The 26,772-nt window shown below is 68.1% G+C and carries 17 protein-coding genes and 2 rRNA genes (1 of these 19 only partly in view); 14 read left to right on the top strand and 5 right to left on the bottom strand.

Going from position 1 to position 26,772, the window contains the following annotated elements; all coding sequences use genetic code 11:
• Positions 1-85 precede the first annotated feature (85 nt).
• The 5 genes from tsaE (at position 86) to addA (ending at position 9,069) form a co-directional block, all read left to right on the top strand.
• Complete coding sequence (tsaE, locus tag JL100_RS07970) at positions 86-568, top strand: tRNA (adenosine(37)-N6)-threonylcarbamoyltransferase complex ATPase subunit type 1 TsaE (RefSeq protein WP_202682600.1); 483 nt, start codon at positions 86-88, stop codon at positions 566-568.
• On the top strand, positions 565-1,617 hold the full coding sequence (locus JL100_RS07965; RefSeq protein WP_228421132.1) for an aminoglycoside phosphotransferase family protein: 1,053 nt from the start codon (positions 565-567) through the stop codon (positions 1,615-1,617). The genes tsaE and JL100_RS07965 overlap by 4 nt, the downstream gene beginning before the upstream one ends.
• The gene (locus JL100_RS07960; protein ID WP_202682572.1) at positions 1,617-2,345 is read left to right on the top strand and encodes a nucleotidyltransferase family protein; all 729 of its coding nucleotides are present in this window, start codon (positions 1,617-1,619) and stop codon (positions 2,343-2,345) included. The genes JL100_RS07965 and JL100_RS07960 overlap by 1 nt, the downstream gene beginning before the upstream one ends.
• A gap of 105 nt (positions 2,346-2,450) precedes the next feature.
• Positions 2,451-5,441 carry a double-strand break repair protein AddB gene (gene addB / locus JL100_RS07955; protein WP_202682573.1) on the top strand — a complete coding sequence of 997 codons (2,991 nt, stop codon included), beginning with the start codon at positions 2,451-2,453 and terminating at the stop codon, positions 5,439-5,441.
• Positions 5,442-5,598: 157 nt separating this feature from the next.
• Positions 5,599-9,069 carry a double-strand break repair helicase AddA gene (gene addA / locus JL100_RS07950; protein ID WP_202682574.1) on the top strand — a complete coding sequence of 1,157 codons (3,471 nt, stop codon included), beginning with the start codon at positions 5,599-5,601 and terminating at the stop codon, positions 9,067-9,069.
• 284 nt (positions 9,070-9,353) lie between these two features.
• Here the strand turns inward: addA and JL100_RS07945 are convergent, their stop codons facing one another.
• On the bottom strand, positions 9,354-10,133 hold the full coding sequence (locus tag JL100_RS07945) for a hypothetical protein (protein ID WP_202682575.1): 780 nt from the start codon (positions 10,131-10,133) through the stop codon (positions 9,354-9,356).
• Between the two features lie 3,229 nt (positions 10,134-13,362).
• Here JL100_RS07945 and JL100_RS07940 point away from each other — a divergent pair.
• The 9 genes from JL100_RS07940 (at position 13,363) to JL100_RS07900 (ending at position 22,685) form a co-directional block, all read left to right on the top strand.
• Positions 13,363-13,956, top strand: a complete 594-nt coding sequence (locus JL100_RS07940) for a hypothetical protein (RefSeq protein WP_202682576.1) — start codon at positions 13,363-13,365, stop codon at positions 13,954-13,956.
• A gap of 440 nt (positions 13,957-14,396) precedes the next feature.
• Entirely contained in the window at positions 14,397-15,113 is a 717-nt protein-coding gene (locus tag JL100_RS07935) for a terminase small subunit (protein WP_202682577.1), read from the top strand.
• Positions 15,114-15,339: 226 nt separating this feature from the next.
• The gene (gene trxA / locus JL100_RS07930) at positions 15,340-15,660 is read left to right on the top strand and encodes a thioredoxin TrxA (protein ID WP_158044606.1); all 321 of its coding nucleotides are present in this window, start codon (positions 15,340-15,342) and stop codon (positions 15,658-15,660) included.
• Positions 15,661-16,039: 379 nt separating this feature from the next.
• A complete protein-coding gene (locus JL100_RS07925) occupies positions 16,040-17,497 on the top strand; it encodes a circularly permuted type 2 ATP-grasp protein (RefSeq protein WP_202682578.1) in 1,458 nt (485 codons plus the stop codon).
• Positions 17,490-18,464: an alpha-E domain-containing protein gene (locus JL100_RS07920; protein ID WP_202682579.1), complete on the top strand. Its 975-nt coding sequence runs from the start codon at positions 17,490-17,492 to the stop codon at positions 18,462-18,464. The genes JL100_RS07925 and JL100_RS07920 overlap by 8 nt, the downstream gene beginning before the upstream one ends.
• Before the next feature lie 10 nt (positions 18,465-18,474).
• Positions 18,475-19,239, top strand: coding sequence for an arginyltransferase (locus tag JL100_RS07915; protein ID WP_202682580.1), 765 nt, complete (start codon positions 18,475-18,477; stop codon positions 19,237-19,239).
• An 82-nt stretch (positions 19,240-19,321) separates the two neighbouring features.
• Positions 19,322-20,668 (top strand): efflux RND transporter periplasmic adaptor subunit, encoded by a 1,347-nt coding sequence (locus JL100_RS07910; protein ID WP_202682581.1) that lies wholly within the window; start codon positions 19,322-19,324, stop codon positions 20,666-20,668.
• Complete coding sequence (locus JL100_RS07905; RefSeq protein WP_228421131.1) at positions 20,665-21,348, top strand: ABC transporter ATP-binding protein; 684 nt, start codon at positions 20,665-20,667, stop codon at positions 21,346-21,348. Before JL100_RS07910 ends, JL100_RS07905 begins: the two co-directional genes overlap by 4 nt.
• Positions 21,345-22,685, top strand: a complete 1,341-nt coding sequence (locus tag JL100_RS07900; protein ID WP_202682582.1) for an ABC transporter permease — start codon at positions 21,345-21,347, stop codon at positions 22,683-22,685. Before JL100_RS07905 ends, JL100_RS07900 begins: the two co-directional genes overlap by 4 nt.
• A 13-nt stretch (positions 22,686-22,698) precedes the next feature.
• Here JL100_RS07900 and JL100_RS07895 read toward each other — a convergent pair whose 3' ends face one another.
• The 4 genes from JL100_RS07895 to JL100_RS07880 all read right to left on the bottom strand — a co-directional run.
• Entirely contained in the window at positions 22,699-24,051 is a 1,353-nt protein-coding gene (locus JL100_RS07895; RefSeq protein ID WP_202682603.1) for a TRAP transporter large permease, read from the bottom strand.
• Between the two features lie 52 nt (positions 24,052-24,103).
• Complete coding sequence (locus JL100_RS07890; protein WP_228421130.1) at positions 24,104-24,643, bottom strand: TRAP transporter small permease subunit; 540 nt, start codon at positions 24,641-24,643, stop codon at positions 24,104-24,106.
• A gap of 189 nt (positions 24,644-24,832) precedes the next feature.
• Positions 24,833-24,947 (bottom strand): 5S ribosomal RNA (rrf, locus tag JL100_RS07885).
• 130 nt (positions 24,948-25,077) lie between these two features.
• Positions 25,078-26,772 (bottom strand): 23S ribosomal RNA (locus tag JL100_RS07880); it runs 1,048 nt beyond the window's last position.

Here is a 26,772-nt window from a genome sequence, read left to right as displayed (position 1 = left end):
CCGCCAGCCCCTCATTAGCGGATTTCCGGGCATGATCAAACCCCCGCTTCCGCAGGGGCAGGCACAGGGAAGCAAGCTCACGACCATGACCGCACCGCGCCAGCAGGCCATCACCGTCAACCTCCGGGACGAAGCCGCCACCGCGGACCTCGCGCGCCGCGTCGGAACCCTGCTCCGCGCCGGCGACATGGTGGCGCTCCGCGGCGACCTGGGCGCCGGCAAGACCGCCTTCGCCCGGGCGCTGATCCAGTCCCTGGGCGACCCCGACGACGAGGTGCCGAGCCCGACCTTCACCCTGGTCCAGACCTACGACACGCCGGCCGCCCCCGTCTGGCATTTCGACCTCTACCGCCTGGGCGGCCCCGACGAGGTGATCGAGCTGGGCTGGGACGAGGTCCGGGCCGGCGGCATCGCCCTGGTCGAGTGGCCCGACCGCCTGGGATCGCTGCTGCCGCCGGAACGCCTCGACATCGCCCTGTCCTTCGGCCCCGTCGAGACCGCGCGCAGCGCCGCCCTGACCGGCCACGGCGGCTGGGCCGACCGCCTCAAGGGCCTGGAACAGCCGTGACCCCTTCCCGCGAAGACGCCATCGCCGGCTTCCTGGCCGCGCACGGCTGGGGCGATGCCGGCCGCACGCCCCTGGCCGGCGACGCCTCGGCCCGCCGTTACGTCCGCCTCCACCGCGGGACCGACAGCGTCCTGCTGATGGACTCGCCCAACCCGGCGGAGGACGTGATCCCCTTCGTCGCGATCTCCGGCCTGCTGCGCGGCCTCGGCCTCTCGGCTCCCGGCATCGTCGCCGAACAGCCGGACGCCGGCCTGCTGCTGATCGAGGATTTCGGCGACGCGACCTTCACCCGCCTGATGGACCGGGGCGCCGACCCGGCGGACCTCTACCGCCTGGCGGTGGATGCGATCATCGAGTTGCACCGGCGCTTCGACCCCGCCCAAGCGTCCGCCGTCGCCCTGCCCCGTTACGACGCCGCCCTGTTCATCGAGCAGGTGATGCTGCTGGCCGACGTCTATATCCCGGCCGCCCTGGGCCGCGCCGCCACCGCCGAGGAGCGCGCCGACCTGGAGCGGGCCTGGTGGTCCGCCGTCCCCGACGCGGTAGGATTCGGCACGTCGCTGATGCACCGCGACTACCATGTGGACAACCTGATGCGGCTCGACGGCCGCCCCGGCGCATACGCCTGCGGGCTGCTGGACTTCCAGAACGCCGGCCTGGGACCGACCAGCTACGACCTCGTGTCGTTGCTGGAGGATGCCCGGCGCGACGTCCCGGCCGCCCTGGCAGCCGCCATGCTGGACCATTACCTGGACGCCTTCCCCGACCTCGACCGCGCCGCCTTCCGGCGCTCCTACGCCGTGCTGGGCGCCGTCCGGCACACCCGGATCGTGGCGGTCTTCGCCCGGCTGCATCTCCGCGACGGCCGCTCCGATTACCTGCGCCACCTGCCCCGCGTCTGGCGCCTTCTGGAAGCCAAGCTCCGGCACCCCGCCCTGGCGCCCGTGCGCGACTGGTTCGACCGCACCCTGCCGCCCCCTGTCCGGGCTCCCCTTTTCAACCCGCCCACCGACATTCCGTCCACCGACATTTCGAAAGCACCCGAATAATGACGACCCTGACCCACGCCATGGTGCTGGCCGCCGGGCTCGGCCTGCGCATGCGGCCGCTGACCCTGGAACGGCCCAAGCCGCTGATCTCCGTGGTGGGGAAGCCCCTGCTCGACCACGCGCTGGACCGCATCGCCGCCGCCGGTATCGGGACCGCCGTCGTGAACACCCACTACAAGGGCGAGATGATCGCGGACCACCTGGCGGACCGCACGTCCCCCCGCATCATCCTGTCGCCCGAGGCGGACCTGCTGGAGACCGGCGGCGGCATCCGGCAGGCGCTGCCGCTGCTCGGCGCCGACCCGTTCCTGTCGGTCAATGCCGACATCCTGTGGCTGGACGGCCCGACTCCCGCGATCGACCGCCTGACCCGCGCCTGGAACCCGGAGACCATGGACGCCCTGCTGCTGCTCCACCCCGCCGTGGCCGCCGTCGGCTACGAGGGCAAGGGAGACTTCCACATGGACCCCTTGGGCCGCCTGACCCGTCGCCGCAGCGGCGAGATCGCCCCCTTCGTCTTCGCCGGCGTCCAGATCCTCAAGCCGGAACTGTTCGCCGACGTGCCCTCGGGCGCCTTCTCGACCAACCTGGTCTGGGACCGGCTGCTGGAAAGCGAGCGGCTCTACGGGATGCGCCACGACGGCCTGTGGTTCCACGTCGGCACCCCGGAAAGCATCGCCGAGGTGGACGAGCGCCTGGAAGTCCGGCCGGCCCACAGCGAGTCCTGACAATACCATATCTTGGAAAGATTTGCGTTCCGCTCCCCACCTATAGTAGGGTTTCCCGGCTAGGCGATCCATCCGACGCACCAGGAACCCACAGGCCCCGGACCCATGGCGCAAGTCTTCACCATCCCCTCGGGCGTGCCGTTCGTCGATGCCCTGGCGACCGGCATCCTCGCCCGCGTGGAAGCCGGCGGCGGTCCGCTGGCGCTCGCCGGCTACACCGTGCTGCTGCCGACCCGGCGCGCCTGCCGGACCCTGCGCGAAGCCTTCCTCCGCCTGTCCGGCGGCGCGCCCCAGCTCCTGCCGCGCATGAGCCCGCTCGGCGACATCGACGCGGACGAGCTGAGCCTCGCGATCGAGGAGATCCCCGGCCTCGCCGGCGCGCTCGACCTGCCTCCCGCCCTGACCAGCCTGCGCCGCCAGCTCCTCCTGGCCCAGGCCATCCTCAGGAAGGACGGCAAGACCATCACCGCCGACCAGGCGGCCCGGCTCGCCGCCGACCTCGCCCGGCTGCTCGACCAGGTGCAGACCGAGGGCGTGCCGTTCGACCGCCTCGAAGGGCTGGTGCCGGAGGAATACGCCCAGCACTGGCAGGTCACGCTGGAATTCCTGAAGATCCTGACCCATGTCTGGCCGACCATCCTGGAGCTGGAAGGCGCCATCGACGCCGCCGAGCGGCGCAACCTCGTCCTCAAGGCCCAGGCCGAGGCGTGGCGGGCCAACCCGCCCCCCGGCCCGGTGATCGCCGCCGGCTCCACCGGCACCATCCCGGCGACCGCCGAGCTTCTGGCCGTCGTCGCGACCATGCCCAACGGCTGCGTCGTCCTTCCCGGCCTCGACACCGACATGGACGAGACGAGCTGGGACGCGGCGGCCTCCGACGACGGCCACCCCCAGCACGGCATGGCCAGCCTGCTCCGGAAGCTCGACCTGCCGCGCGACCGGGTCGAGCCTTGGGACTGTCCGCTGACCCCCGGCAACCCGGCGCGCACCCGCCTGCTCAGCGAGACGATGCGCCCCGCCGCGACGACCGAGGCCTGGCGGGCGCTCGACGGCATCGACGAAACGGCGCTCCGGGACATCACCCGGATCGACTGCCCGACCTCCCAGGAGGAAGCCGCCGTCATCGCCCTGATGATGCGCCAGACGCTGGAAATCCCCGACCGAACCGCCGCCCTGGTGACGCCCGACCGCAACCTCGCCCGCCGGGTCGCCACCGCGCTGGAGCGCTGGAACATCGCGGTGGACGATTCCGGCGGCCGGCCGCTGGCCGACACCGCCGTCGGCACCTACCTGCGCCTGACCGCCGCCTGCGCGGTCGAGCGGGCCGACCCGCTGCCGCTCCTGGCCGTGCTCAAGCACCCGCTGGCGGGCGGCGGGCTCAACCCGCTGTGGTTCCGCACCCAGGCCCGCGACCTGGAACGCGCCGTCCTGCGCGGCCCCCGCCCGGCGCCCGGCTTCCGCGGCCTCCTTGCCGCCCTGGACGAGGCCGAGAACAACCGCTTCGACCGTGGCGGCGACACTCGGAGCGAGCTGGTCCAGTATGTCGAGCACCTGCACGCCATGGCCGCCCCCTTCTTCGACGCCATGGCGGCGCCCGACCCGCAGCCCCCGGCCGAGTGGCTGACCCTGCACGTCGCCTTCGCCGAACGGCTGGCCGCCAGCGACGACCTCTCAGGCCCCGACCGGCTGTGGCGGCACGAGGACGGCGAGGCGGCGGCCGGCTTCGTCAACGAGCTGCGCCAGGCGGCCGGCGACTTCCCGCCGATCTCGGCCTCCCAGTACCCGGCCTTCCTGGAAGCCCTGATGGCGGCCCACGTGGTCCGCCCCCGCTACGGCCGGCACCCGCGCCTCAGCATCCTGGGCCTGCTCGAAGCCCGGCTCCAGCACGCCGACGTGATGATCCTCGGCGGCCTCAACGAGGGCACCTGGCCGCCCGACGCCACCTCCGACCCCTGGCTGTCGCGGCCGATGCGCAAGGCCTTCGGCCTGCCGGTGCCGGAGCGCCAGGTCGGCGTCGCCGCCCATGATTTCGTCCAGGCCGCGGGCGGCGCCCGGGTCGTCCTGTCCCGCGCCGAACGGGTGGACGGCACGCCGACCGTGCCGTCGCGCTGGCTGCTGCGGCTCGACACCGTGCTGCGCGGCCTCGACCTGAACGGCATCGTCGATATGGAGTCGGAGCAGTGGCTGTCCTGGGTGGACCAGCTCGACCGGCCCGACGCCGTCCTCCCGCTGCCGGCGCCCGAGCCGCGCCCGCCGCTCTCCGCCCGCCCGCGCAGCCTGTCGGTCACCGAGATCGAGACCTGGATGCGCGATCCCTACGCGATCTACGCCCGCCGCATCCTGAAGCTGGAGGCGCTGGAGCCGATCGCCGCCGATCCTGGGGCATCCGAGCGCGGCCAGTTCATCCACCAGGCGCTGGACGCCTTCACCAAGGCCTATCCCGGCGCCTTGCCCAACGCCGCCGTGGAGAAGCTGACCGAGTTCGGCCGCGACGCCTTCGGCAAGCTGCTGAGCCAGCCCGAGGTCTGGGCTTTCTGGTGGCCGCGTTTCGAACGGGTCGCCGCCTGGTTCGTCCAGTTCGAGACGGAGCGCCGCCGCACGGTCCGCCCCCTGACGACCGAGGTGAAGGGCAAGCTGGAGCTGGAAGGCCCCGCCGGCCCCTTCACCTTGCGCGCCAAGGCCGACCGCATCGACAAGCTGCCCGACGGCGGCCTCGCCATCATCGACTACAAGACCGGCACGCCCCCATCGAACCTGGAGGTCGCCCTGGGCTTCGCGCCGCAGCTGCCGCTGGAAGCCGTCATGGCGGCGGCCGGCGGGTTCGAGACGGTGGACGCCGCCCCCGTCGGCGACCTCGCCTTCTGGAAGCTGTCGGGCGGCGACCCGGCCGGCGCCGAGATCCCCGTCAAGGGCGACCTCGCCCTGCTGGCCGAACAGGCCCGCGCCGGCCTGCTCGACCTGATCCGCACCTTCGACGATCCGGCGACCCCTTACCGCTCGCGCCCCCGGCCCGCCTGGGCGCCCCGCTACACCGACTACGGCCACCTGGCCCGCGTCCAGGAATGGTCCGCCGGCGGCGGCGAACCCGTGGAGTGACAGCGATGGCAACCAGAGCCGGGAAGCCGGGGTCAGCCCACCATTTTCCACCGACTTTTCGATCCGCCAACCTTCCGGGGAAATGTTGGTCTGACCCCGGTTTCCCTCGTCGGCGCCGACCGTCGATATTCACCGCCCCCGGCATGAGCACCAGCCCATGAACGTCGTCGAACTCCCCTCCCGCCCGATGGACCCCAACGTCAAGCAGCGGCTGGCGTCCGATCCGGAATGCTCGGTCTGGGTCGGCGCGTCCGCCGGCACCGGCAAGACCAAGGTGCTGACCGACCGCGTGCTGCGGCTGATGCTGGCCGGCACCCAGCCGGCCCGCATCCTGTGCCTGACCTTCACCAAGGCCGCCGCCGCGGAGATGTCGATCCGCATCAACAACACGCTGGCCCAGTGGGCGACCCTGACCGACGCCCGGCTGGAGGACCGCCTGGCCGACCTGACCGGCGCCCGGCCCGACGCCGACATGCGCACCCGCGCCCGCCGGCTGTTCGCCCAGGTGGTGGACTGCCCCGGCGGCATGAAGATCCAGACGATCCACGCCTTCTGCCAGTCGCTGCTGCGCCGCTTCCCCCTGGAAGCCGACCTGGCGCCCCAGTTCGACGTGATGGACGAGCGCACCGCCGACGAGCTGCTGGCCGCCGCCCGCGACACCGTCCTGGCGCGCTCCCGGTTCGAGCCTGACAGCGACCTCGGCAAGGCCCTGGCCCGCCTGACCAACGAGATCCAGCAGGACGATTTCGGCGACATCCTGAAATCCATCGCGATGGAGCGCGGACGCATCCGCCGCATCATCGACCGCCACGGCGGGCTGGACGCCACCATCGCCGAGGTCTTCGCCTACCTCAAGGTCCCCCCCGGCGCCGACGAGGCGGCGATCCTGCAACGGGCCTGCCGCGACGACATCCTCGACGTGCCGAGCCTGCGCGATGCCTGCCGCGCCCTGTCCGGCGGCAGCGGCACCGACCAGGAGCGCGGCATCGCGGTCCAATCCTGGCTGGACGCCGCGGAGGACCGCGTCGATCGCTTCCGCGACTACGTCAAGCATTTCCTCACCAACGAGGGCGCCCCCCGCAAGACCCTGCTGACCAAGAAGCCCGCCACCGCCAACCCCGCCGCCCTGGCCGCCCTCGTGGCCGAGGCGGAGCGGCTGTGCGAGGTGCTGGACCGGGTCAAGTCGGCCGGAGTCGCCAACTCCACCGCCGCCCTGCTGGTGCTCGCCGAAGCCCTGATCGAGACCTACGCCCGCCTCAAGGAGGATCGCTCCCGGCTCGACTACGACGACCTGATCCTGGCGGCCCAGCACCTGCTGACCCGGCCCGGCGTGGCGCCGTGGGTGCTGTTCAAGCTGGACGGCGGCCTCGACCATATCCTGATCGACGAGGCCCAGGACACCAACCCGGAGCAGTGGCAGGTGGTCGCCGCCCTGGCGGAGGAGTTCTTCGCCAACGCCGCCGGATCGGACCGCGTCCGCACCCTGTTCGCCGTGGGCGACGAGAAGCAGTCGATCTACAGCTTCCAGCGCGCCGACCCGGCCGAGTTCACCCGCATGCGCTCCCATTTCCAGGAGCGGGTGCGGATCGCCGCGGGCCGCTGGGAGAAGATCGACCTGGAAATCTCCTTCCGCTCGACCGCCGCCGTGCTGGACGCGGTGGACGCCGTCTTCTCGCTCCAGACCGCCCGCGACGGCGTGGCCTTCGAGACGGCGACCACGATCCGCCACGTCGCCTTCCGGCGCGGCCATGCCGGACTGGTCGAGCTGTGGCCGCCCGTGGCCCCGCGCGAGCAGGAGGCGCCGGCCCCATGGGAGCCGCCGCTGACCCGGCAGCGCACCGACAGCCCGCCCGCCCGCCTGGCCGCCGTGATCGCCGACACGATCCGCGACTGGCTGGCCCGGGGCGAGGACCTGCCGGCGCGCGGCCGGGCGATCCGGCCCGGCGACGTGATGGTTCTGGTCCGCCGCCGCACCGGCTTCGTGGAGGAGCTGGTGCGCGCCCTGAAGGAGCGCGAGGTGCCGGTCGCCGGCGTGGACCGCATGGTGCTGACCCAGCAGCTCAGCATCATGGACCTGATGGCGCTCGCCGGCTTCCTGCTTCTTCCGGAAGACGACCTGACGCTCGCCACCGTCCTGAAGAGCCCCCTGATCGGCCTGACCGAGGAACAGCTCTTCGACATCGCCCACGGCCGGCGCGGCCACCTGTGGGAGGCCTTGCGCAAGCGCGCCGAGGCCGACCTGCTGTTCCGCCCGGCCCGCGACTATCTGCGCGCCCTCCAGAACGAGACCGACTTCATCCGACCGTTCGAGCTGTTCGCCCGCGTGCTCAACGCGCCCTGCCCGGCCGACCCGGTCAGCGGCCGGCGCGCCATCCTGAAGCGGCTGGGACCCGACGCCCAGGACCCGCTGGACGAGTTCCTGACCGCCTGCCTGGCGTTCGAGCGTAGCCACCCGCCCTCGCTCCAGGCATTCCTGCACTGGCTCGACGCCAGCGAGGCGGAGATCAAGCGCGAGCTGGAACAGGGCGGCGACCGCGTCCGCATCATGACGGTCCACGGCTCCAAGGGCTTGCAGGCGCCCATCGTCTTCCTGCCCGACAGCATGGGCGTGCCAAGGCAGAGCCCCCGCATCCTGTGGCCGGACAGCGCCGACGGCGTGCCCCTGTTCGCCCCCCGCCGGGCGCTGGAGGACGGCATGTGCGCCCAGGCCCGCGCCGCCGCCGACCAGAAGCGCGACCAGGAGTACCGCCGCCTGCTCTACGTCGCCCTGACCCGGGCCGAGGACCGGCTGTATATCTGCGGCTGGCAGGGCAAGAGCGACCCGGCCGAGGCCTGCTGGTACCGGCTGGCCGAAGAGGCGATGCGCGGGATCGGCGAGCCCCGCGCCTTCGACTTCACCGCGATCTCCCCCCAGGACGGCTGGTCCGGCGAGGGCTGGCGCCTGCGCGGCCCGCAGACCGTGCCGGCCAAGGACGACCACCGGGACGACGACCTCGCCCTGGACGCGGCCCCCCTGCCCCAGTGGGCGCGCGCCACCGCCCCGGAGGAGCCGACCCCGTCCCGCCCGCTGACCCCCTCCCGCCCGGAGGAGGCCGAACCCGCCGTCCGCTCCCCCCTGGGCAACGACGACGGCGCCCGCTTCCTGCGCGGCACCCTGATCCACCGCCTGCTCCAGACCCTGCCCGACCTGGACCCCGCCTTGCGCGAAGCCGCCTGCCGCCGCTTCCTCGCCCGCCCGGCCCACAACCTGACGGCCGAGGGACAGGAGCTGATCACGGCGGAAACCCTGGCCGTCCTGTCCGACCCCACCTTCGCCCCCCTGTTCGGCCCCGGCAGCCGGGCGGAGGTGCCGGTGGTCGGCCTCGTCTCCAGCCGCGCCCTGTCCGGCCAGATCGACCGCCTGCTGGTGACCGACAGAGAGGTCTGGATCGTGGACTACAAGACCAACCGCCCGCCGCCCCTGGTGGAATCCCAGGTCTCGCCCGTCTATCTGCGCCAGATGGCCGCCTACCGCGCCGCGATCGCCGCGATCTACCCCGACCGCCCCGTCCGCTGCGTCCTTCTGTGGACCGACGGCCCCCGCCTGATGGAACTCTCGGAAGCCCTGTTGGACGCCCACGCCCCCTGACCCACGGAACCCTTCCGCCCGCCCCCTCACCCCGACCCTCTCCCCCAAAGGGGGCGAGGGAGCCCCGCTCGCCACGACCGTCGTCAACCTGCCCACACAAGATCCCCTCGCCCCCTTGGGGGAGAGGGCCAGGGTGAGGGGGTCCGGACGCCACGTCAGCGGAAACCCTGCGGAGGGGCGGCGTCCCGCCGCCCAAGGTGCGCGGGACGCGCACCCTCCCTATTCCTTGCATCAGCGGCGAAACGAAGCCCCGGAGGTCGGGCAAGAAAATGCTTTCACCAAGCCTACGCGGCCAGCCGCCTCAGAAGATGATCCGGCGCGCCTTCCTCGATTACGCTTGTCGCCGCCGCCGAAAGCAAGTTGATGTAAGTCCCCATCACATGCTTTTTCTGAACAACGGCAACCAGCGATGGGGCGAATTCCAGGGGAGCGAGATCCATGAACTTCGTCACCGACGATGCGACCGATGCGTGATGGTTCTTGACGGGATCGAACGCCACTCTTTTGTCGCTGTCGCTCACGACAAGGGCGGCGACATGCCAAGATGTCGCGGAACTACCCACCAGTTCGGCGTGACGCACCACCTTCGGCCGAGAGAAGACACCCACCAGTCGGTCATACAGGCGATCCTCGACCTCGACCACCCGGCGCTCTGCCAGCTTAAGGGCCGTGATGTGAACTGCACGCTGGGCGCAGTTGGCTATGGTTATCACCGCCCCCGGTAACTGTTCCCGCGTCACCCTCATGGTGAAAAAGGAATGGTCGTCGAAATAGAGTCCGGTTCTCTTCGCCAGGGAAGCGGCGTGCTTTGCATAAACCGTCTGGCCGCCCATCAGGTCAGCCTCATCGGCACCGCCTCCGAAGTCCGTGACGACGAAGCCGCCTTGTTCTTCCACGATCTGCACGAGCACGGATGTTCCGCTCGGGTACATCACGGGCGTTTTGATGCACACGCCGTCTCTGCGCGCCAGCGAGGTCGCGAGCTGCATTGCGACTTCCGCGGCGACCGCCTCCAGGTTCTTGCGTTCCTCGTTCATGGTGTCAATGCCAATGCGGATGGCCATGCTGGTGAACTTACCAGCTCCATGTTCATGATGTTCATTCTGTCGCCAGCAAAAGTCAATAACCCCTCGAAAGATCCGGAATCCTGGAACAGGGCTGCAAAGGGTAAGTTGTCCTCCCGCGAAGCTTAAGAGGTCCAACGCCTTTGTTGCTATGCTCGTGGCTGTTCGGCCAGCCTATTCTTTTCAAAGGCGTGGTCCTGCGCCCTTTGATTTCCGTGTATTGAAGCTGAAACGTCAGATCTTCGTCGGCGATCTTGATCGTCGCGCGCCCGATCAGCCCAAGCCACCTTGCGCGACTCCGGCGACGTCGAGCGCGGCCGGGAACTGCGAGACTAACGACAACCTCCGCCATGCTCGGGCTCACCCTCTGCATGCAAGCGGCACCTTGAACGCTTGCCCAATCCGCACGCGAACACGCGGCCCAAGCCCACCCGGCCCCTTGGCCGCCCGACACGATAATCGCCCCACGTCCGGAAGCGCTGACCCCAGGCCGAAAACACCCCCTCCCTTCATGCCCGGACTTGATCCGGGCATCCACGCGCAAACTCCAAAACGCTAGCTCGCACACAGACGCTCACCAATCCCGCCCACAACCAAAACGAATGTCCCGTACCCCCGTCGGCCGGGTGGAGCGAAGCGGCACCCGACAAAGCAGGCGCGTTACTGTCGGGTGCCGCTTCGCTCTACTGCCTGGGAGAGAGATGGACTCCGAGGTTCTGCACTTTTTCCCGATGATCGCGTTTCAATTAGGCCCAGGCATTTCTGCCTGGGAGAGCCACCCAGACCCACGGCGGCATCTGGCTTTCGCCCGACCGGTTTCAATGAGGCCCGGGCATTTCTGCCCGGGAGAGCCCCGGACCCGCTCCACAAGGCGCCCCGGCCGCTGCACCTGTTTCAATGAGGCCCAGGCATTTCTGCCCGGGAGAGGTCGTTGCAGTGATACCGCGGCCATGGTGTGAATGGTGGGTGTTTCAATGAGGCCCAGGCATTTCTGCCCGGGAGAGCCCCCCTTCCCGGAGGTCGTGGACGACATGGTCAAGTGGTTTCAATGAGGCCCAGGCATTTCTGCCCGAGAGAGTCGGCCAGCACGGACATCTGCATGCCCTTTGCGACAGTGTTTCAATGAGGCCCAGGCATTTCTGCCCGGGAGAGCATGTCATGACCACCGAACAGCTTTCCGACAGCGCCGTGTTTCAATGAGGCCCAGGCATTTCTGCCCGGGAGAGCCTAAGCTAAAACCTGCTATGGCATGGTTCGGACGCACACAGTTTCAATGAGGCCCAGGCATTTCTGCCTGGGAGAGTGTGGTCACCGATCATCCGGTCGAGGACTATCGCGTCTGGTTTCAATGAGGCCCAGGCATTTCTACCCGGGAGAGCGGTCACCACTCCGAAGCGCGCGCCCGGCGCGATGCGTTTCAATGAGGCCCAGGCATTTCTACCCGGGAGAGCGGTCACCACTCCGAAGCGCGCGCCCGGCGCGATGCGTTTCAATGAGGCCCAGGCATTTCTACCCGGGAGAGCGACGACGACGGCGCCCCCGTGACCCTGGACGAGTTGTTTCAATAAGGCCCAGGCATTTCTGCCCGGGAGAGACAACAGGTCTGGCTCAAGACCGCCGAGGACAACGCCGTTTCAATGAGGCCCAGGCATTTCTGCCCGGGAGAGGCCCCCTGCCATAACCCACTGATATCACTACCAGATTCGCCGCCATTTCGAGCGGGTCGCGAGAGGGGGTTCCGGAGCGGCGTTTTTCGACCGCATGAGTTTCACAATGTCAAAGATCCGCGTGCCATATCAAGCACTTGGCGGCTTGCGAACGGGTCCGGGGTTTTTGGCGGTATCGAACCGCTCGCAAGCGAGACGGCAGTACGCACCACAACCGATAGTCTGTCAAGACGATTTTGAATACCGCTTTGACAAGCCGACACAGACCACGGATCGCTATCGAAGACGACAAAAGCGATCAGATGTCGTCCCGGCTCCCCCGGCCGGATCGACCTGATCGGGCACAGCGCTGGCTCGGTCCCCGTCCCGTCCTTTCTGCCAGGGAGAGCCCCGCCCACCGAAAGCTGCTGATCCGCCAGCGCGTGTCTCAATGAGGCCCAGGCATTTCTGCCTGGGAGAGTCAAGCACACCAGTTCGGCGTCGATCACTCCGCAGATGTTTCAATGAGGCCCAGGCATTTTTGCCCGGGAGAGGGCGCCTCGGCTGATCGTCATGGACGACATCGACCACCTGCTGTTTCAATGAGGCCCAGGCATTTCTGCCCGGGAGAGTCCGAATCGTCATGGATCATCGCAACATCGGCGGAATGCTGTTTCAATGAGGCCCAGGCATTTCTGCCCGGGAGAGATCCAATGCTGCACGATTATTTCGTGCTGAAGGCGGCGTTTCAATGAGGCCCAGGCATTTCTGCCCGGGAGAGGGGCCAATGCGCCGCCGCTGGCGTACTGTTCTTTTTGTTTCAATGAGGCCCAGGCATTTCTGCCCGGGAGAGAACTGAACCAGAACCCAAACCTAACTTGAATCCAAGTTTCAATGAGGCCCAGGCATTTCTGCCTGGGAGAGGATCGGAACCGTCATGATGCGCGGAGGCAATCTCGTCTTGATTCAATGACGCCCAGGCATTTCTGCCTGGGAGAGGCCCTATCGGCGGAACAGAAAGAAGCGAACAAGGCTGCACGGTTTCAATGAGGCCCAGGCATTTCTGCCCGGGAGAGCCCCCCCGCCATAACCCACTGATATCACTACCAGAGTCGCCGCCATTTCGAGCGGGTCGCGAGAGGGGGTTCCGGAGCGGCGTTTTTCCACCGCATGCGTTTCACAATGTCAAAGATCCGCGTGCCATATCAAGCACTTGGCGGCTTGCGAGCGGGTCCGGGGTTTTTGGCGGCATCGAACCGCTCGCAAGCGAGACGGCAGTACGCACCACAACCGATAGTCTGTCAAGACGATTTTGAATGCCGGTTTTGAATACCGCTTTGACAAGCCGAAACAGACCATGGATCGCTACCGAAGACGACAAAAGCGATCAAATGCTGTCTCGACACACCACACTCCGCGCATCCCCGCCGGGTTACTCCCGAAATCAGCCTATCGCCTTGACCTGCGCCCGTATTCGGTCCAGTCTCCCGCCACCTTCCGCAATCGCGGCAGGGCGGCCGGTCCGGAGAGTTCGCACCTCCCCGCCCCGGCCTGACCACGATGCACACTATGAGGACCACATCATGGCTGAAAGCAGCCTTACCATACCCGGCGCGGTTTCGCGTCGTTTCTTGTTCTCCGTCGCCACGGCGGCCCCGGTCACCCTGGCGTCGGCGGGGCTCACGCCCGGATCGGCGCCGGCGGCGTTCCCGGCCGGCGTGTTCGCCGTGCTGGAACGGTACCGCGCCGTCGGTCTCCGGCTCCGCGATGCCGAAGCCACCCGGGCCGCCGCTTACAGGGCGGTGCCGGCCATGTACCGGAGCGGTCCGTCCGGCGGCAAGCCGCAGGTCGGCCGGCCGGAATGGACGGCGGAGGAGATAAGGCAACTCGGACTGCCGCTCGACATGCCGCCGCGCTTCTCGCAGGCCGACCTGGAGGAACACCGCCTGCGGGCCGTCACCCTGAATCCCGAGAACCGGGAGGAGTTGACGCGGCAGTTCAAGGCCCGCCTCGCTGCCTACAAGAAGCGCAAGGCCCGTCAGAAGGACTGGTTGGACCGCGCCGGCCTCACCCCCTTCAACCGGGAAATCGACCGGTTGAATAAGGAGAGGGCCAGCATCGGGCGCGAACTCATGGCGCTGCTGACCGCCCCCGACGGGACCGCCGCCAACGCCTGAGTCCGGGTCCCTCCGGGGACCGCCTCGACGCTCCCGGCGGCAGTCTCCCCGCCGCCGGGAGCAGCGACCTCCGCGCCGACATTTGGCCGCGCTGGGGACGGCCTGCACGGGTATCCGCCCGCCCCCTCACCCCAACCCTCTCCCCCAATGGGGGCGAGGGAGCTTTGCGCGCCGGGATCGCTTTCGACAGGCCGGTTCCGGCCTGTCCTGAACGGCTTTGAACATCCGGCGCACGGTTCCCACGCGGCGCCCCCTCGCCCCCTTGGGGGAGAGGGTCGGGGTGAGGGGGTTCAGCGCCACGTCAGCGGGAACCACGCCGAGGGCCGGCGCCCCGCCGCCGCCATGGTGCGCGGGACGCGCCCCCTCCCCATCCCTTGCATCAGCGGCGAATCAAAGCTAATGTTCTCGTATTGTTCCCATCCGGCCAAGGCGCTCCAGCCATGCTCGACCAGCAGCCCCCGACCTCCGCCGCCTCCGCTCCGCCCGTGATCATCCTGCCGCCCCGCCAGGAAGCCTTCTGCCGCGCCATGGCCTGCGGCGTCGGCGCGGCCGAGGCGGCGCGGCGGGCGGGGTACTCGCCCAAAGGGGCCAAGCAGCGTGGCGCCGTCCTGATGGGCCAGCCGGAGATCCGGGTCCGCGTCGGCCAGCTCAGCGCCGACCGCTGGGCCGGCCATCAGGCTGACCTGGACGAGGCGGCCGCCCTGGTCAAGACGATCATGTACGAGGCGGTGGAGCGGAAGAGCATCGGGCTGTCCCTGCGCGCCGTCGATCTGTGGACCAAGCTCCGCGGCGTGGTCCAGGACAAGCGCATCCCGCACCACTATCTCGGCGACAGGCCCCACCCCGACGCCGACCTGGAGAACCACGACTGCCCCCCGGAGGAAGAAGAGGCCGGCCACGCCGCCCCGGCGGAGCCGGCGGCCCAGCCGTCCGCGCCGACGCCGCCCAAGCCGAACGGCGCCGCCGTGCCGTTCCGCCCCGTGCCCGCCGCCAAGCCGTCGCCCCGGCGGAATAGTGACCTTTCGGCCCGTTCGATAGTGACCTCCCCCGCCACGGGCGCCCCGTTCGGCTCCACCGCCCTGTTCGGCTCCACCTCTCTGTCGGCCCCGTCGGCGCCGGTGCCGCCCTTCCGGGTGTCGGCCGCCGCTCCGCGGTGACCCCGCGCCGACGGAGGAGGAGACCAGCCGCACGAAATCCCGCCCGGCGAATTTTCACAGTGACAATCGTCACGCCGGCAGGGCATTCCACACATGCGGAAATGGGGAACGCCCCGCTGCTTGACCCGGGGCACGGGGCACCCCTACATTTCAACGAAGACGAGGGTGCCGCCACCATCCCTGCCGGATGTCCTGGCCGCCGCACCATTGACGAAGATGAGGTAACATGAGCACCACCAAGATCACCGACGCCAGCTTCGAGTCTGACGTCCTCAAGGCGCCCGGCCCGGTTCTGGTCGATTTCTGGGCTGAATGGTGCGGACCCTGCAAGATGATCGCTCCCGCCCTGGAGGATCTGGCCACCGAATACGGCGAGAAGATCACCGTCGCCAAGCTGAACATCGACGAGAATCCCAAGACCCCCGGCCAGTTCGGCGTGCGCGGCATTCCCACGCTGATGCTGTTCAAGGACGGCAAGGTCGCCGCCACCAAGATCGGCGCCCTGCCGAAGGGCGCCCTGTACCAGTGGGTCGACTCGGTCCTCTAGACCGATCCAGGCCCGCCCCGAGGCTTTCCCCGCCGGCCGCCGAACCGCCGGCGCGGGAAGCCGAGGCTGGCGGGCCGGACGAGGTTCCCCGACTCGGACCGTTCGGAGCGGCGCCGCCCGGTTCCGCACTCCCGGCGCCACATTCTTTTGTCTTGCACATTTCCTGTGCATTCTCTTGCGCGGGCGCTTGGTTTCATCTGCCGACCTTGTGCCCGCCCCGCCCAGCATTTCCCGATGCTGGTTGCGGCACTTTTGCTGCGTCGCAGAATCCGTTTAGAAACTCTGGTCAATATGAAAAAAATCGGGTCATAATCGGGGAACAACAGCTCGGCTGCGGGCCTTTCACCCGTTGCGTGCGTCCAAGCCCCGAGGAACAAGCGTGAACCCATCCGGTACCGTCCCCACGGACTTACTCGCGAACTACGACCCAGGTGGATTCTTCGATGAGCTGTTCGGCGGACCGGGAAGTCCGGCCGAGCATACGTCGGCGATCCGGGGGCGTCTCTCCAGTTTCGATTTCGCGGACCTCCAGCGCCGGGCCAAGGATGCCGAGCGGGAGCTTTACAACCTCGGAATCACCTTCCTGGTCTATTCCGACCAGGACGCCGTGGACCGGATCCTGCCTTTCGACGTGATTCCGCGCGTGATCTCGGCCCGGGAATGGGCCGCGGTGGAAGCCGGCGTCATCCAGCGCGTCACGGCGCTGAACCTGTTCCTCCACGACATCTACCATGACCAGAAGATCCTGAAGGACGGGATCATCCCGGCCGACCTGGTCACCGGCAACCAGAACTTCCGGCCGCAGATGATCGGCATCGACGTGCCGTTCAATACCTATGTCCACATCATGGGCGTCGATCTGGTGCGCGACGGCCAGGGCATCTTCCGCGTGCTGGAGGACAATGCCCGCGTGCCGTCGGGCGTGTCCTACGTGGTCGAGAACCGGCACATGATGATGCGCGCGTTCCCCGACCTGGTCAGCGACATCGGCATCCGGCCGGTGGACAATTACGGCGTCAAGCTGCTGGATGCCATGTGCGAGGTGGCGCCGGCCGACATCCAGGACCCCCAGGTCGTGCTGCTGTCGCCGGGCTCGTACAACTCGGCCTATTTCGAGCATATCTTCCTGGCGCGCGAGATGGGCGTGCCGCTGGTCGAAGGGCGTGACCTCGTTGTTCGCGACGACCGGGTCTACATGAAGACGACCAACGGGCTGGCGCGGGTGGACACCATCTACCGCCGGGTCGACGACGCCTTCCTCGACCCCCTCGCCTTCCGGCCCGACAGCCACCTGGGCGTGCCCGGCATCATGGAGGCCTACCGCAAGGGCAACGTGACCCTGGCCAACGCGATCGGCACCGGCGTGGCGGACGACAAGGCGGTCTATTGCTACGTCCCGCGCATGATCAAGTATTACCTGGACCAGGACGCGATCATCCCCAACGTCGAGACGAACATCTGCCGGGAGCCTGAAGGACTGGCGCTGACCCTGGACAGGCTGTCCGAGCTGGTGGTCAAGCCGGTCGGCGAGGCCGGCGGCTACGGCATCACCATCGGGCCGCGCGCCACCAAGGCGGAGCTGGAGGATTGCCGGGCCAAGCTGCTGGCGGATCCCGCCAACTATATCAGCCAGCCGATGATCCCCCTGTCGGTCTGCCCGACCCTGGTGGAGGACGGCGTCGAGCCGCGGCACGTCGATCTCCGGCCGTTCGCCATCACCGGGCGCAGCACCTGGGTGCTTCCCGGCGGCCTCTCCCGCGTCGCCCTCCGCAAGGGCACGCTGATCGTCAACTCCTCGCAGGGGGGCGGGTCGAAAGACACGTGGGTCCTTGAGTAGTCTGCTTGCCCGCTACGCGGAGTGCATTTTCTGGATGGCGCGCTACATGGAGCGCGCCGAGAATCTCGCCCGCATCCTCGACGTCCACGAAACCTTCTCGCGCGATACCCGCGGCGCCAAGAACTGGATGTCGATCGTCCAGCTCAACGCCGACGAGAAGCGCTTCCTGGCCCGGTACCAGTCCGCGACGGCCCAGAACGTCGTCAATTTCTACGTGCTCGACACGCAGAACCCGACCTCGATCGTGTCGGCGGTGCGGTCCGCGCGGGAGAACGCCCGCACCCTGCGGCCGCTGATCAGCACGGAGATGTGGACGCAGATCAATGTGTTCTACAACCGGCTGCTGGCGCTCGGCCCGTCCGACATAGCGCCGCACAACCTGACCCGGCTGTGCAGCATGGTGAAGGAGGCGTGCCAGGCCCATACCGGCATCACCGAGGGCACGTTCTACCGGGACCAGGGCTGGTACTTCTACCAGCTCGGCAAGTACCTGGAGCGCGCCGACCAGACCACCCGCCTGCTCGACATCAAGTACCACACCCTCCTGCCGGTCTCCGACGACGTCGGATCCGCCCTGGACGTCAGCCAGTGGAACGCGGTGCTCCGCTCGGCGGCGGGTTACCACGCCTTCCGCCGGGTCTACCCGCGCGGCATGACCCCGGCGGCCGTGGCCGGCTTCATGCTCTACAACGAGAGCTTCCCCCGGTCGGTCACCACCTGCGTCCGTCAGATCGACGGATTGCTGGTCAGGCTGAAATCGCGGTATATGTTGAAGGGGGGCAGCGTGGCGATGGAACGGGTCGACGAGGTCCAGGCCGCGCTCCATTCCCGGACGGTGGAAGACGTGATCAGGACCGGCCTGCACGAGTATCTGGACTGGTTGCAGTTGCATCTGAACGCCGTGACGTCGGAAATCAGCAAGGCCTACTTCGGCGCGGTTCCGGCCGAGGCGATGGCGGAGCAATAGGTCAGGAGCGATGTCCGTCATTCCGCCGCCTCCGCGGCCGTTGCAGCAGTTCTTCCGTTCAGGCCCGATGCCGTGCCCCTACCTGCCCGGCCGGGTCGAACGGAAGCTGTTCACCCGTCTCAGCACCCCCTACGCGTCGGAAGTCAACTCGACCCTGTCCCGCGCCGGGTTCCGGCGCAGCCACGATATCGTGTACCGGCCGGTCTGCCCCGGCTGTTCGGCCTGCGTGCCGGTCCGCATCCCCGTGGCGGATTTCCAGCCCGGCCGCAGCATGCGCAAGATCCTGAAGGCCAATGCCGACCTCAGCGTCGCGGAGGTGCCGGCGATCGCCACGCACGAGCAGTTCCGGCTGTTCCATGCCTACCAGTCGTCACGCCACGGCGACAGCGACATGGCTCGGATGAGCCTGGGCGATTACAGCGCCATGGTGGACGAGGGCCGCGCCGAGACCTGCCTGTTCGAGGTCCGCGACCGGCGCGACCGGCTGGTCGGCGCGATCCTGACCGACCGGCTGCGCGACGGGTTGTCGGCGGTCTACAGCTTCTACGACGCCGACCAGGAGAAGCGCAGCCTCGGGACCTTCATGATCCTGTCGCTGGTTGCCCAGTCGCTGGGCGAAGGCATCCCGTACGTCTATCTCGGCTACTGGATCCGCAACAGCCGCAAGATGGCGTACAAGGCGCGCTTCCAACCTCTGGAGGCACTGGGGCCGGATGGCTGGTTCCGCCTCGGACTCGATGACCTGACCCAGGCGCCCGCGACCGCGACACCTTGACCGGCCCGATACCTTGACACCGCCATGCCAACGCCATGTTCTTTCAGGATAATGCTCTCCTGAACAGGCGGAGGAAGAGAGCGTGGGACGTGCCGTCGTAGTGTGGATAGCCGTCGGCGCCGCCGTCCTGGCCGGGGCGGTCGGCGGCTATGCGGCCCTTGACGAGGACCGGCACGACATTCCCGACGTGGAGCTGGCGACGGTCGATCGCGGGACCATCGTCAGGACCATCTCGGCGACCGGCACCCTGAACGCCGTGGGGCTGGTCCAGGTCGGGTCCGCCGTGTCGGGCCGCATACAGTCGCTCAACGCGGATTTCAACTCGACGGTGGTCCGGGACCAGACGGTCGCCCAGATCGACCCCGCGGGCTTCGCCGCCGAAGTCGCGGAAGCGACCGCCGAACGGGACGTCGCGGCCTCCGGCATCGCGGCGGCCACCGCCAAGCTGGCCCGCGCCCGCGCGGAGGCGGAGAACGCGCGGGCGACCGAGCAGGTGCTGAAGGCCAAGGTGCTGAGCGCGCGGTCGGTCGCCGACCAGGCCGGGCGGGACCGGCAGCGCGCCTTCGCCTCGGGCCGCGCCGATTTCGTCGCGGTGGCGGAGCGGGAGCGCGCGGCCAGCGCCCTCGACCAGGCCCGGGCGGCGCTCGCCGCGGCCGAGGCGGAGGAACTGGCCCAGGCGACCGTGATCCAGGGGGCCGACGCCTCGGTCGGCGAGGCCGAGGCGGAGGTGCTGGTCGCCCGGGCGACCCTGGCTCAGCGGGAGGCGGCGCTGGCCCAGGCCCGGGTGGACCTGGATCGGACGACGATCCGCTCGCCGATCGACGGCGTCGTGATCGAACGGAACGTGGATGTCGGCCAGACCGTCGCCGCCAGCCTGGAGGCGCCGGTGCTCTACACCATCGCCCGCGACCTGCGCCGGCTCCAGGTCGAGACCTTCGTGGACGAGGCCGATATCGGCGCGGTCCAGCCCGGCCAGTCCGTGGGCTTCACGGTCTCCGCCTTCCCCGGCCAGCGGTTCGAGGGCGAGGTGTCCCAGGTCCGCAAGGCGCCGCAGGTGATCCAGAACGTCGTGACCTACGTGGTGATCATCACCGCGTCCAACGACGCGCTCCAGCTCTATCCCGGCATGACCGCCACCGTCGATATCAGGGTGACGGAGCAGCGGGACGCGCTGCGGGTTCCTTCCGCGGCGCTCCGCTTCCGGCCCGCCCCGGCGGAACCCACGCCCCGCCAAGCGCCGGCTACGGAGCCTCGCGTTCCGAAACCGGCCAACCGGGGGGAGGTCTATGTGCTCGACAAGGCCGGCACCTTCACCGCCGTGCCGGTCTCCACCGGGATCGCCGACCTGGGCTTCACCCAGATCACCGGCGGCGACCTCAGCGAGGGCCAGCAGGTCGTGGTCGGCCGCCGCGCCGGGGCGGGCACGTGAGCCCGCTCCTGGAGACCATCGACCTGGCCAAGACCTACAGCATGGCCGGCCAGACCGTCCACGCGCTCCGCGGCGTCAGCCTGGCGATCGGGGCCGGGGAGTATGTCGCGGTGATGGGGCCGTCCGGCTCCGGCAAGTCCACCTTCATGAACATCCTGGGCTGCCTGGACACCCCCAGCGACGGGCACTACCGGCTCGACGGGGACGAGGTCGGCAGCCTGTCCGAGGCGCGGCGCGCCCGCATCCGCAACGGCAAGCTGGGCTTCGTCTTCCAGAGCTTTCACCTACTCCCGACCCACACCGCGCTGGAGAACGTCGAGTTGCCGCTCACCTATACGGATGTGGGCAAGCGGGAGCGCCGGGAACGGGCGCTCCGCCATCTCGCCGCCGTGGGGCTGGCCGAGCGCGCGCACCACCGGCCGGCCGAGCTGTCCGGCGGGCAGCAGCAGCGCGTGGCCATCGCCCGGTCGCTGGTCAACGACCCGCGCATCCTGCTGGCCGACGAGCCGACCGGCGCGCTGGACCAGGCCACGGGGGAGGAGATCCTGGCGCTGTTCCGGTCGCTCAACGAGGAGGGGCGCACCATCGTGCTGGTCACCCACGACCGCGGGGTGGCGGACCATGCGACGCGGCGCATCGCCTTCCGCGACGGGCAGGTCATCGAGGACAGCGCTTCATGAACATGATGGCCCTCCGGACGGCGATCCGCGCCCTCTGGCTGCACCGGCTTCGCAGCATCCTGACCATGACCGGCATCGCCGTCGGCATCGCCGCGGTGATCCTGATGGTGGCGATCGGCACCGCCACCCAGGAGAAGGTGATCGCCCAGATCCAGAACCTGGGCGCCAACCTGATCATGGTGGTTCCCGGACAGCGGATCGGCCCCGGTGGCGTCCGGCTGAGCGGCGATTCCAACGTGCTCCTGACGGAGGACGACGGCGTCGCGATCCGCGCCGAGATCCCGTCGGTGCGGGAAGTCGGCGCCATGTGGTGGGGCAGCGGCCAGTCGATCAACGGCAACAGGAACTCCTGGTCCCGCATGCACGGCATCTCGGCCGGCTACCTGGACGTCCGCTCCTGGCCGGTGATTTCCGGGCGGCCCATCACGGAGGAGGACGACGCGACGGTCGCCAAGGTGGCGCTGCTCGGCCAGACCGTGGCGGCCCGGCTGTTCGATCCGGGGGAGAACCCGGTCGGCCAGGTGATCCGGCTGCGCAACGTGCCGTTCCAGGTGATCGGGGTGCTGGGGCTCAAGGGCCAGTCGGCCCAGGGCTGGGACCAGGACGACGTCGTCTATGTTCCCCTGACGACGGCGCGGCTGCGACTGAACAACAAGCCGGCGCCCAAGGTCCAGGCGGTCAGCGCCATCACCGGCAAGAAGCGGTTCGACGGCACCGGGACCAGCGGTTTCCAAAAGGTCGAGCGGCTGAAGGCCAACCCGTCGGTGGTGTTCGCCGGGGCGGTCAACTCGCTGATGATCCAGGCCCGGGACACCGCGAGCCTGAAGGCGACCACCGCCGAGGTGCGCGAGCTGCTGCGCCAGCGGCATGGCCTGATGCCCGACGAGCCCGACGATTTCGACATCCGGAACCTGTCGGAAGTGGCGGAAGCCCGCGCCGCCTCCGCCCGGATGCTCACGGTGCTGCTGATCGGAATCGCGGCGCTGTCGCTTCTGATCGCCGGCATCGGCATCATGAACATCATGCTGGTGTCCGTCACCGAGCGCACCGCGGAGATCGGCCTGCGGCTGGCGGTCGGCGCCGGCCGGCGCGACATCCTGTCCCAGTTCCTGATCGAGGCCGCGGCGCTGGCGCTGGTCAGCGGCTTGCTCGGCGTGCTGCTGGGCTTCGGCGGGATCCTGGCGGTCGATGCCCTGACCGAGATCGGGCCGGCGGTCGATCCGCTGACCGCGCTCGGCGCCTTCCTGGGCGCCGGCGCGATCGGGGTGATCTTCGGCCTCTATCCGGCGTGGCAGGCCTCGAAGCTGGACCCGATCGTGGCCCTGCGCCGGGTCTGACCGACCTTCCTTCCTAGTCGAAGACGATGCCGGGCAGCCAAGTGGCAAGCTGCGGGAACCACCATACCAGGGCCAGCCCGGCCATCTGGAGCAGGACGAACGGGATGACGCCTCGATAGATCTGGCCCGTCGCCACCGATGGCGGCGCGACGCTCCGCAGGTAGAACAGCGAGAAGCCCACCGGCGGGGTCAGGAAGCTGGTCTGGAGGTTGATGCCGACCATGACCCCGAGCCAGACCGGATCGACTCCCATCTGGAGCAGGATCGGCGCCGTCAGCGGCATGACGATGAAGATGATCTCGAAGGTGTCCAGGATGAAGCCCAGGACGAACATCAGCCCCATCACGAACAGCATCGCCCCGGTGGCCCCGCCCGGCAGGGCCGTCAAGAACTCCTCCAGCAGGGCGTCCCCTCCCAGCGTCCGAAAGACCAGGGCGAACATGGACGCGCCGAACAGGATGACGAACACCATCGAGGTGATTTGCATGGTCGCCATCATGCAGTGGCGCAGGATCGCGTAGCTGAACTGCCGGCGCGCCGCGGCGAGGAGCATGGCGCCGACCGCGCCGACCGACGCCGACTCCGTCGGCGTGGCGATCCCGGCCAGGATCGATCCGAGCACCGCCACGATCAATGCCAGCGCCGGGATCAGCGCCACGGCCACGTTCCTCGGCAGGTCGCGCCGGTCGTCGGCCGACATCACCATGGCGGGGGCGGATTTGGGCCGCACGACCGCGAGGAGGATGGTCCACCCCATGTAGAGGCCGACCAGGATGAAGCCCGGGATGAAGGCCCCGACGAACAGGTCGCCGACCGAGACTGGATTGGGCGCGAAGTTGCCGAGCGCCATTTGGGCCTGGGCGTTCGCCCCCTGAAGGATGTCGCCCATGAAGATCAGGACGGTCGAGGGGGGAATGATCTGCCCGAGGGTGCCGGACGCGCAGATGATGCCGCAGGCCAGCTTCGGGTCGTAGCCGGCCCGCAGCATCGCCGGCAGGCTGAGCAGGCCCATGGTCACGACGGTAGCGCCGACGATGCCGGTCGAGGCGGCCAGGAGGGCGCCGACCATGATGACCGACAGCCCGAGCCCTCCCCGCAGGCTGCCGAACAGCTGCGCCATGGTGACCAGAAGCTGCTCGGCGATCCGGGAGCGTTCGAGCATCACGCCCATGAAAACGAACAGCGGCACCGCGACCAGCACCTCGTTGGTCATGGCGCCGACATAGCGCGACGCCAGGGTGCCGAACAGCGCCGGATTGAAGGCGTCCAGCAGCCAGCCGATGCCGGCGATGATCAGCGAGGTTCCGGCCAGGGTGAAGGCGACGGGGAAACCCAGCAGCAGGATGCCGATGACGCCGAAGAACATGGCGACGCTGAGGATCTCGCCGATCAGGACAGGGTCGAGGGACTCCACGGGATCACGCCCCTTCCAGGTTTTCGGCGGGCGGCAGATCCCTGGCCGGCAGCAGCGCCGCGTTGCCGGTGAGGATCAGGACGCTCCGGGCCGCCATGGACAGCCCCTGCAAGCCGACCAGCACCGCGAAGCCGATCAGGCAGCTCTTGACGATGAAGAGGCCCGGCATGCCGCCGACATTCTGCGAGCGCTCCTGCAATTCCCAGGAGCGGATCACGTAACCCCAGCCCCAATAGACCAGGAGCGTCACGAAGGGGAGCAGGAGCACGAGGACGCCGAGCAGGTTCAGCCAGGCCTTGTAGCGCTCGCCGGCCGGCCGGTAGAGGATATCGACCCGGACATGGTGGTCGTGGAGGAGAGCGTAGCCGGCGCCGAGGGTGAAGGCGGCCGCATGGAGCCAGACGTACATGTCCTGCATCCAGATGAAGCCGATGTTGAAGACATACCGGAGTACGACAACCGAGAAGCAGACCAGCACGACGCCCAGGGTGAGCCACGACACCGCCCGCCCGACCCATTCGTTGAGCTGATTGACTACGCGCACAAAGAAAGCCAGCGCCGACAAACGCGCCCTCCCCCATCATGATGTTGAACGGTTTGGCCGTGGTGGTAGCGGAACGCAGGGTGCATGACCAGACAAAAAGGGCGGGAAGCCTGAAGCTTCCCGCCCTTTGTCGTTTGGATCGTATCGTATTGGATCTATCGTGTTGCCCTGGGCGTCTGCGACTGGCGGACCTGGCGGCGACCTACTCTCCCACGTCTTGAGACGTAGTACCATTGGCGCGGAGGGTTTTCACGGCCGAGTTCGGGATGGGATCGGGTGCGGGCCCCTCGCTATGACCACCAGGTCGGCCAGGCGCAGGGGCGCCGGGCTGTCGAGGATGAGTTCAAGTGACCTTGGACGGAAGTGATGCATTGTTTCTCGTGGACCGCCGCTTGCGGCCTTGCCGCTGCGCATGGCGTCCGGAGGGGGCTCGAGGGATCAAGCCGATCGAGCGATTAGTAAGGCTTAGCTTCACGCGTTGCCGCGCTTCCACACGCCTCCTATCGACGGGATGGTCTATCCCGGCTCTCGGGGAGTGCTTGTTTTGAGGGGGGTTTCCCGCTTAGATGCTTTCAGCGGTTATCCCGTCCGCACTTAGCTACCCGGCGATGCGGCTGGCGCCACAACCGGTACACCAGAGGTGCGTCCATCCCGGTCCTCTCGTACTAGGGACAGCGCCTCTCAGCACTCCGACACCCACGGCAGATAGGGACCGAACTGTCTCACGACGTTCTAAACCCAGCTCACGTACCACTTTAATCGGCGAACAGCCGAACCCTTGGGACCTGCTCCAGCCCCAGGATGTGATGAGCCGACATCGAGGTGCCAAACCTCCCCGTCGATGTGGACTCTTGGGGGAGATCAGCCTGTTATCCCCGGCGTACCTTTTATCCGTTGAGCGATGGCCCTTCCACGCGGGACCACCGGATCACTATGGCCGACTTTCGTCTCTGCTCGACTTGTCGGTCTCGCAGTCAGGCTGGCTTATGCCATTGCACTCGTCGAGCGATTTCCGACCGCTCTGAGCCAACCTTCGCGCGCCTCCGTTACTCTTTGGGAGGCGACCGCCCCAGTCAAACTCCCCGCCATGCAGGGTCCCGGCTCCCGGTTCAGGGAGCGCGGTTAGATGCCAGAGATCCCAAGGGTGGTATTTCAAGGATGGCTCCACCGGAGCTGGCGCCCTGGCTTCAAAGCCTCCCACCTATCCTACACATGGGAACCCTGGCACCACTGCAAAGCTGGAGTAAAGGTGCACGGGGTCTTTCCGTCTGACCGCGGGTACTCCGCATCTTCACGGAGAATTCAATTTCGCTGAGTTGGTGTTGGAGACAGCGGGGAAGTCGTTACGCCATTCGTGCAGGTCGGAACTTACCCGACAAGGAATTTCGCTACCTTAGGACCGTTATAGTTACGGCCGCCGTTTACCGGGGCTTCAGTTCGGAGCTTGCACCCCTCCCTTTAACCTTCCGGCACCGGGCAGGCGTCAGACCCTATACGTCGTCATGCGAGACTTCGCAGAGCCCTGTGTTTTTAGTAAACAGTCGCCACCCCCTGGTCTGTGCCCCCCGCCCCTGCTTGCGCAGGAACGGGGCCCTCTTCTCCCGAAGTTACGAGGGTAATTTGCCGAGTTCCTTCAACACCATTCTCTCAAGCGCCTGGGTATACTCTACCTGTCCACCTGTGTCGGTTTCGGGTACGGTCTTGTCGGCAGGGCTGTTTCCAGGAACCCCTCCAGCGCACGGCCAATCCGATAAGGCCGTACGCACTTCGGGATTCGTCACCTCTGCCAGGCCCTGGAATATTAACCAGGTTCCCATCGACTACGCCTTTCGGCCTCGCCTTAGGGGCCGGCTCACCCTGCGCGGATTAACCGTGCGCAGGAACCCTTGGACTTCCGGCGAGAGTGTTTCTCACACTCTTTGTCGCTACTCATGTCAGCATTCTCACTTGCCATACCTCCAGGCAACCTCACGGGTGCCCTTCATCGGCCTAGGCAACGCTCCGCTACCGCGCACTTGCGTGCACCCGCAGCTTCGGTGGGTGGCTTGAGCCCCGGTACATTTTCGGCGCAGGCCGGCTTGTCTAGACCAGTGAGCTATTACGCTTTCTTTAAAGGATGGCTGCTTCTA

Origin of the sequence: Skermanella mucosa (assembly GCF_016765655.2) — a bacterium.
GTDB lineage: Bacteria > Pseudomonadota > Alphaproteobacteria > Azospirillales > Azospirillaceae > Skermanella > Skermanella mucosa.
This window is presented reverse-complemented; position numbering and strand designations above follow the sequence as displayed.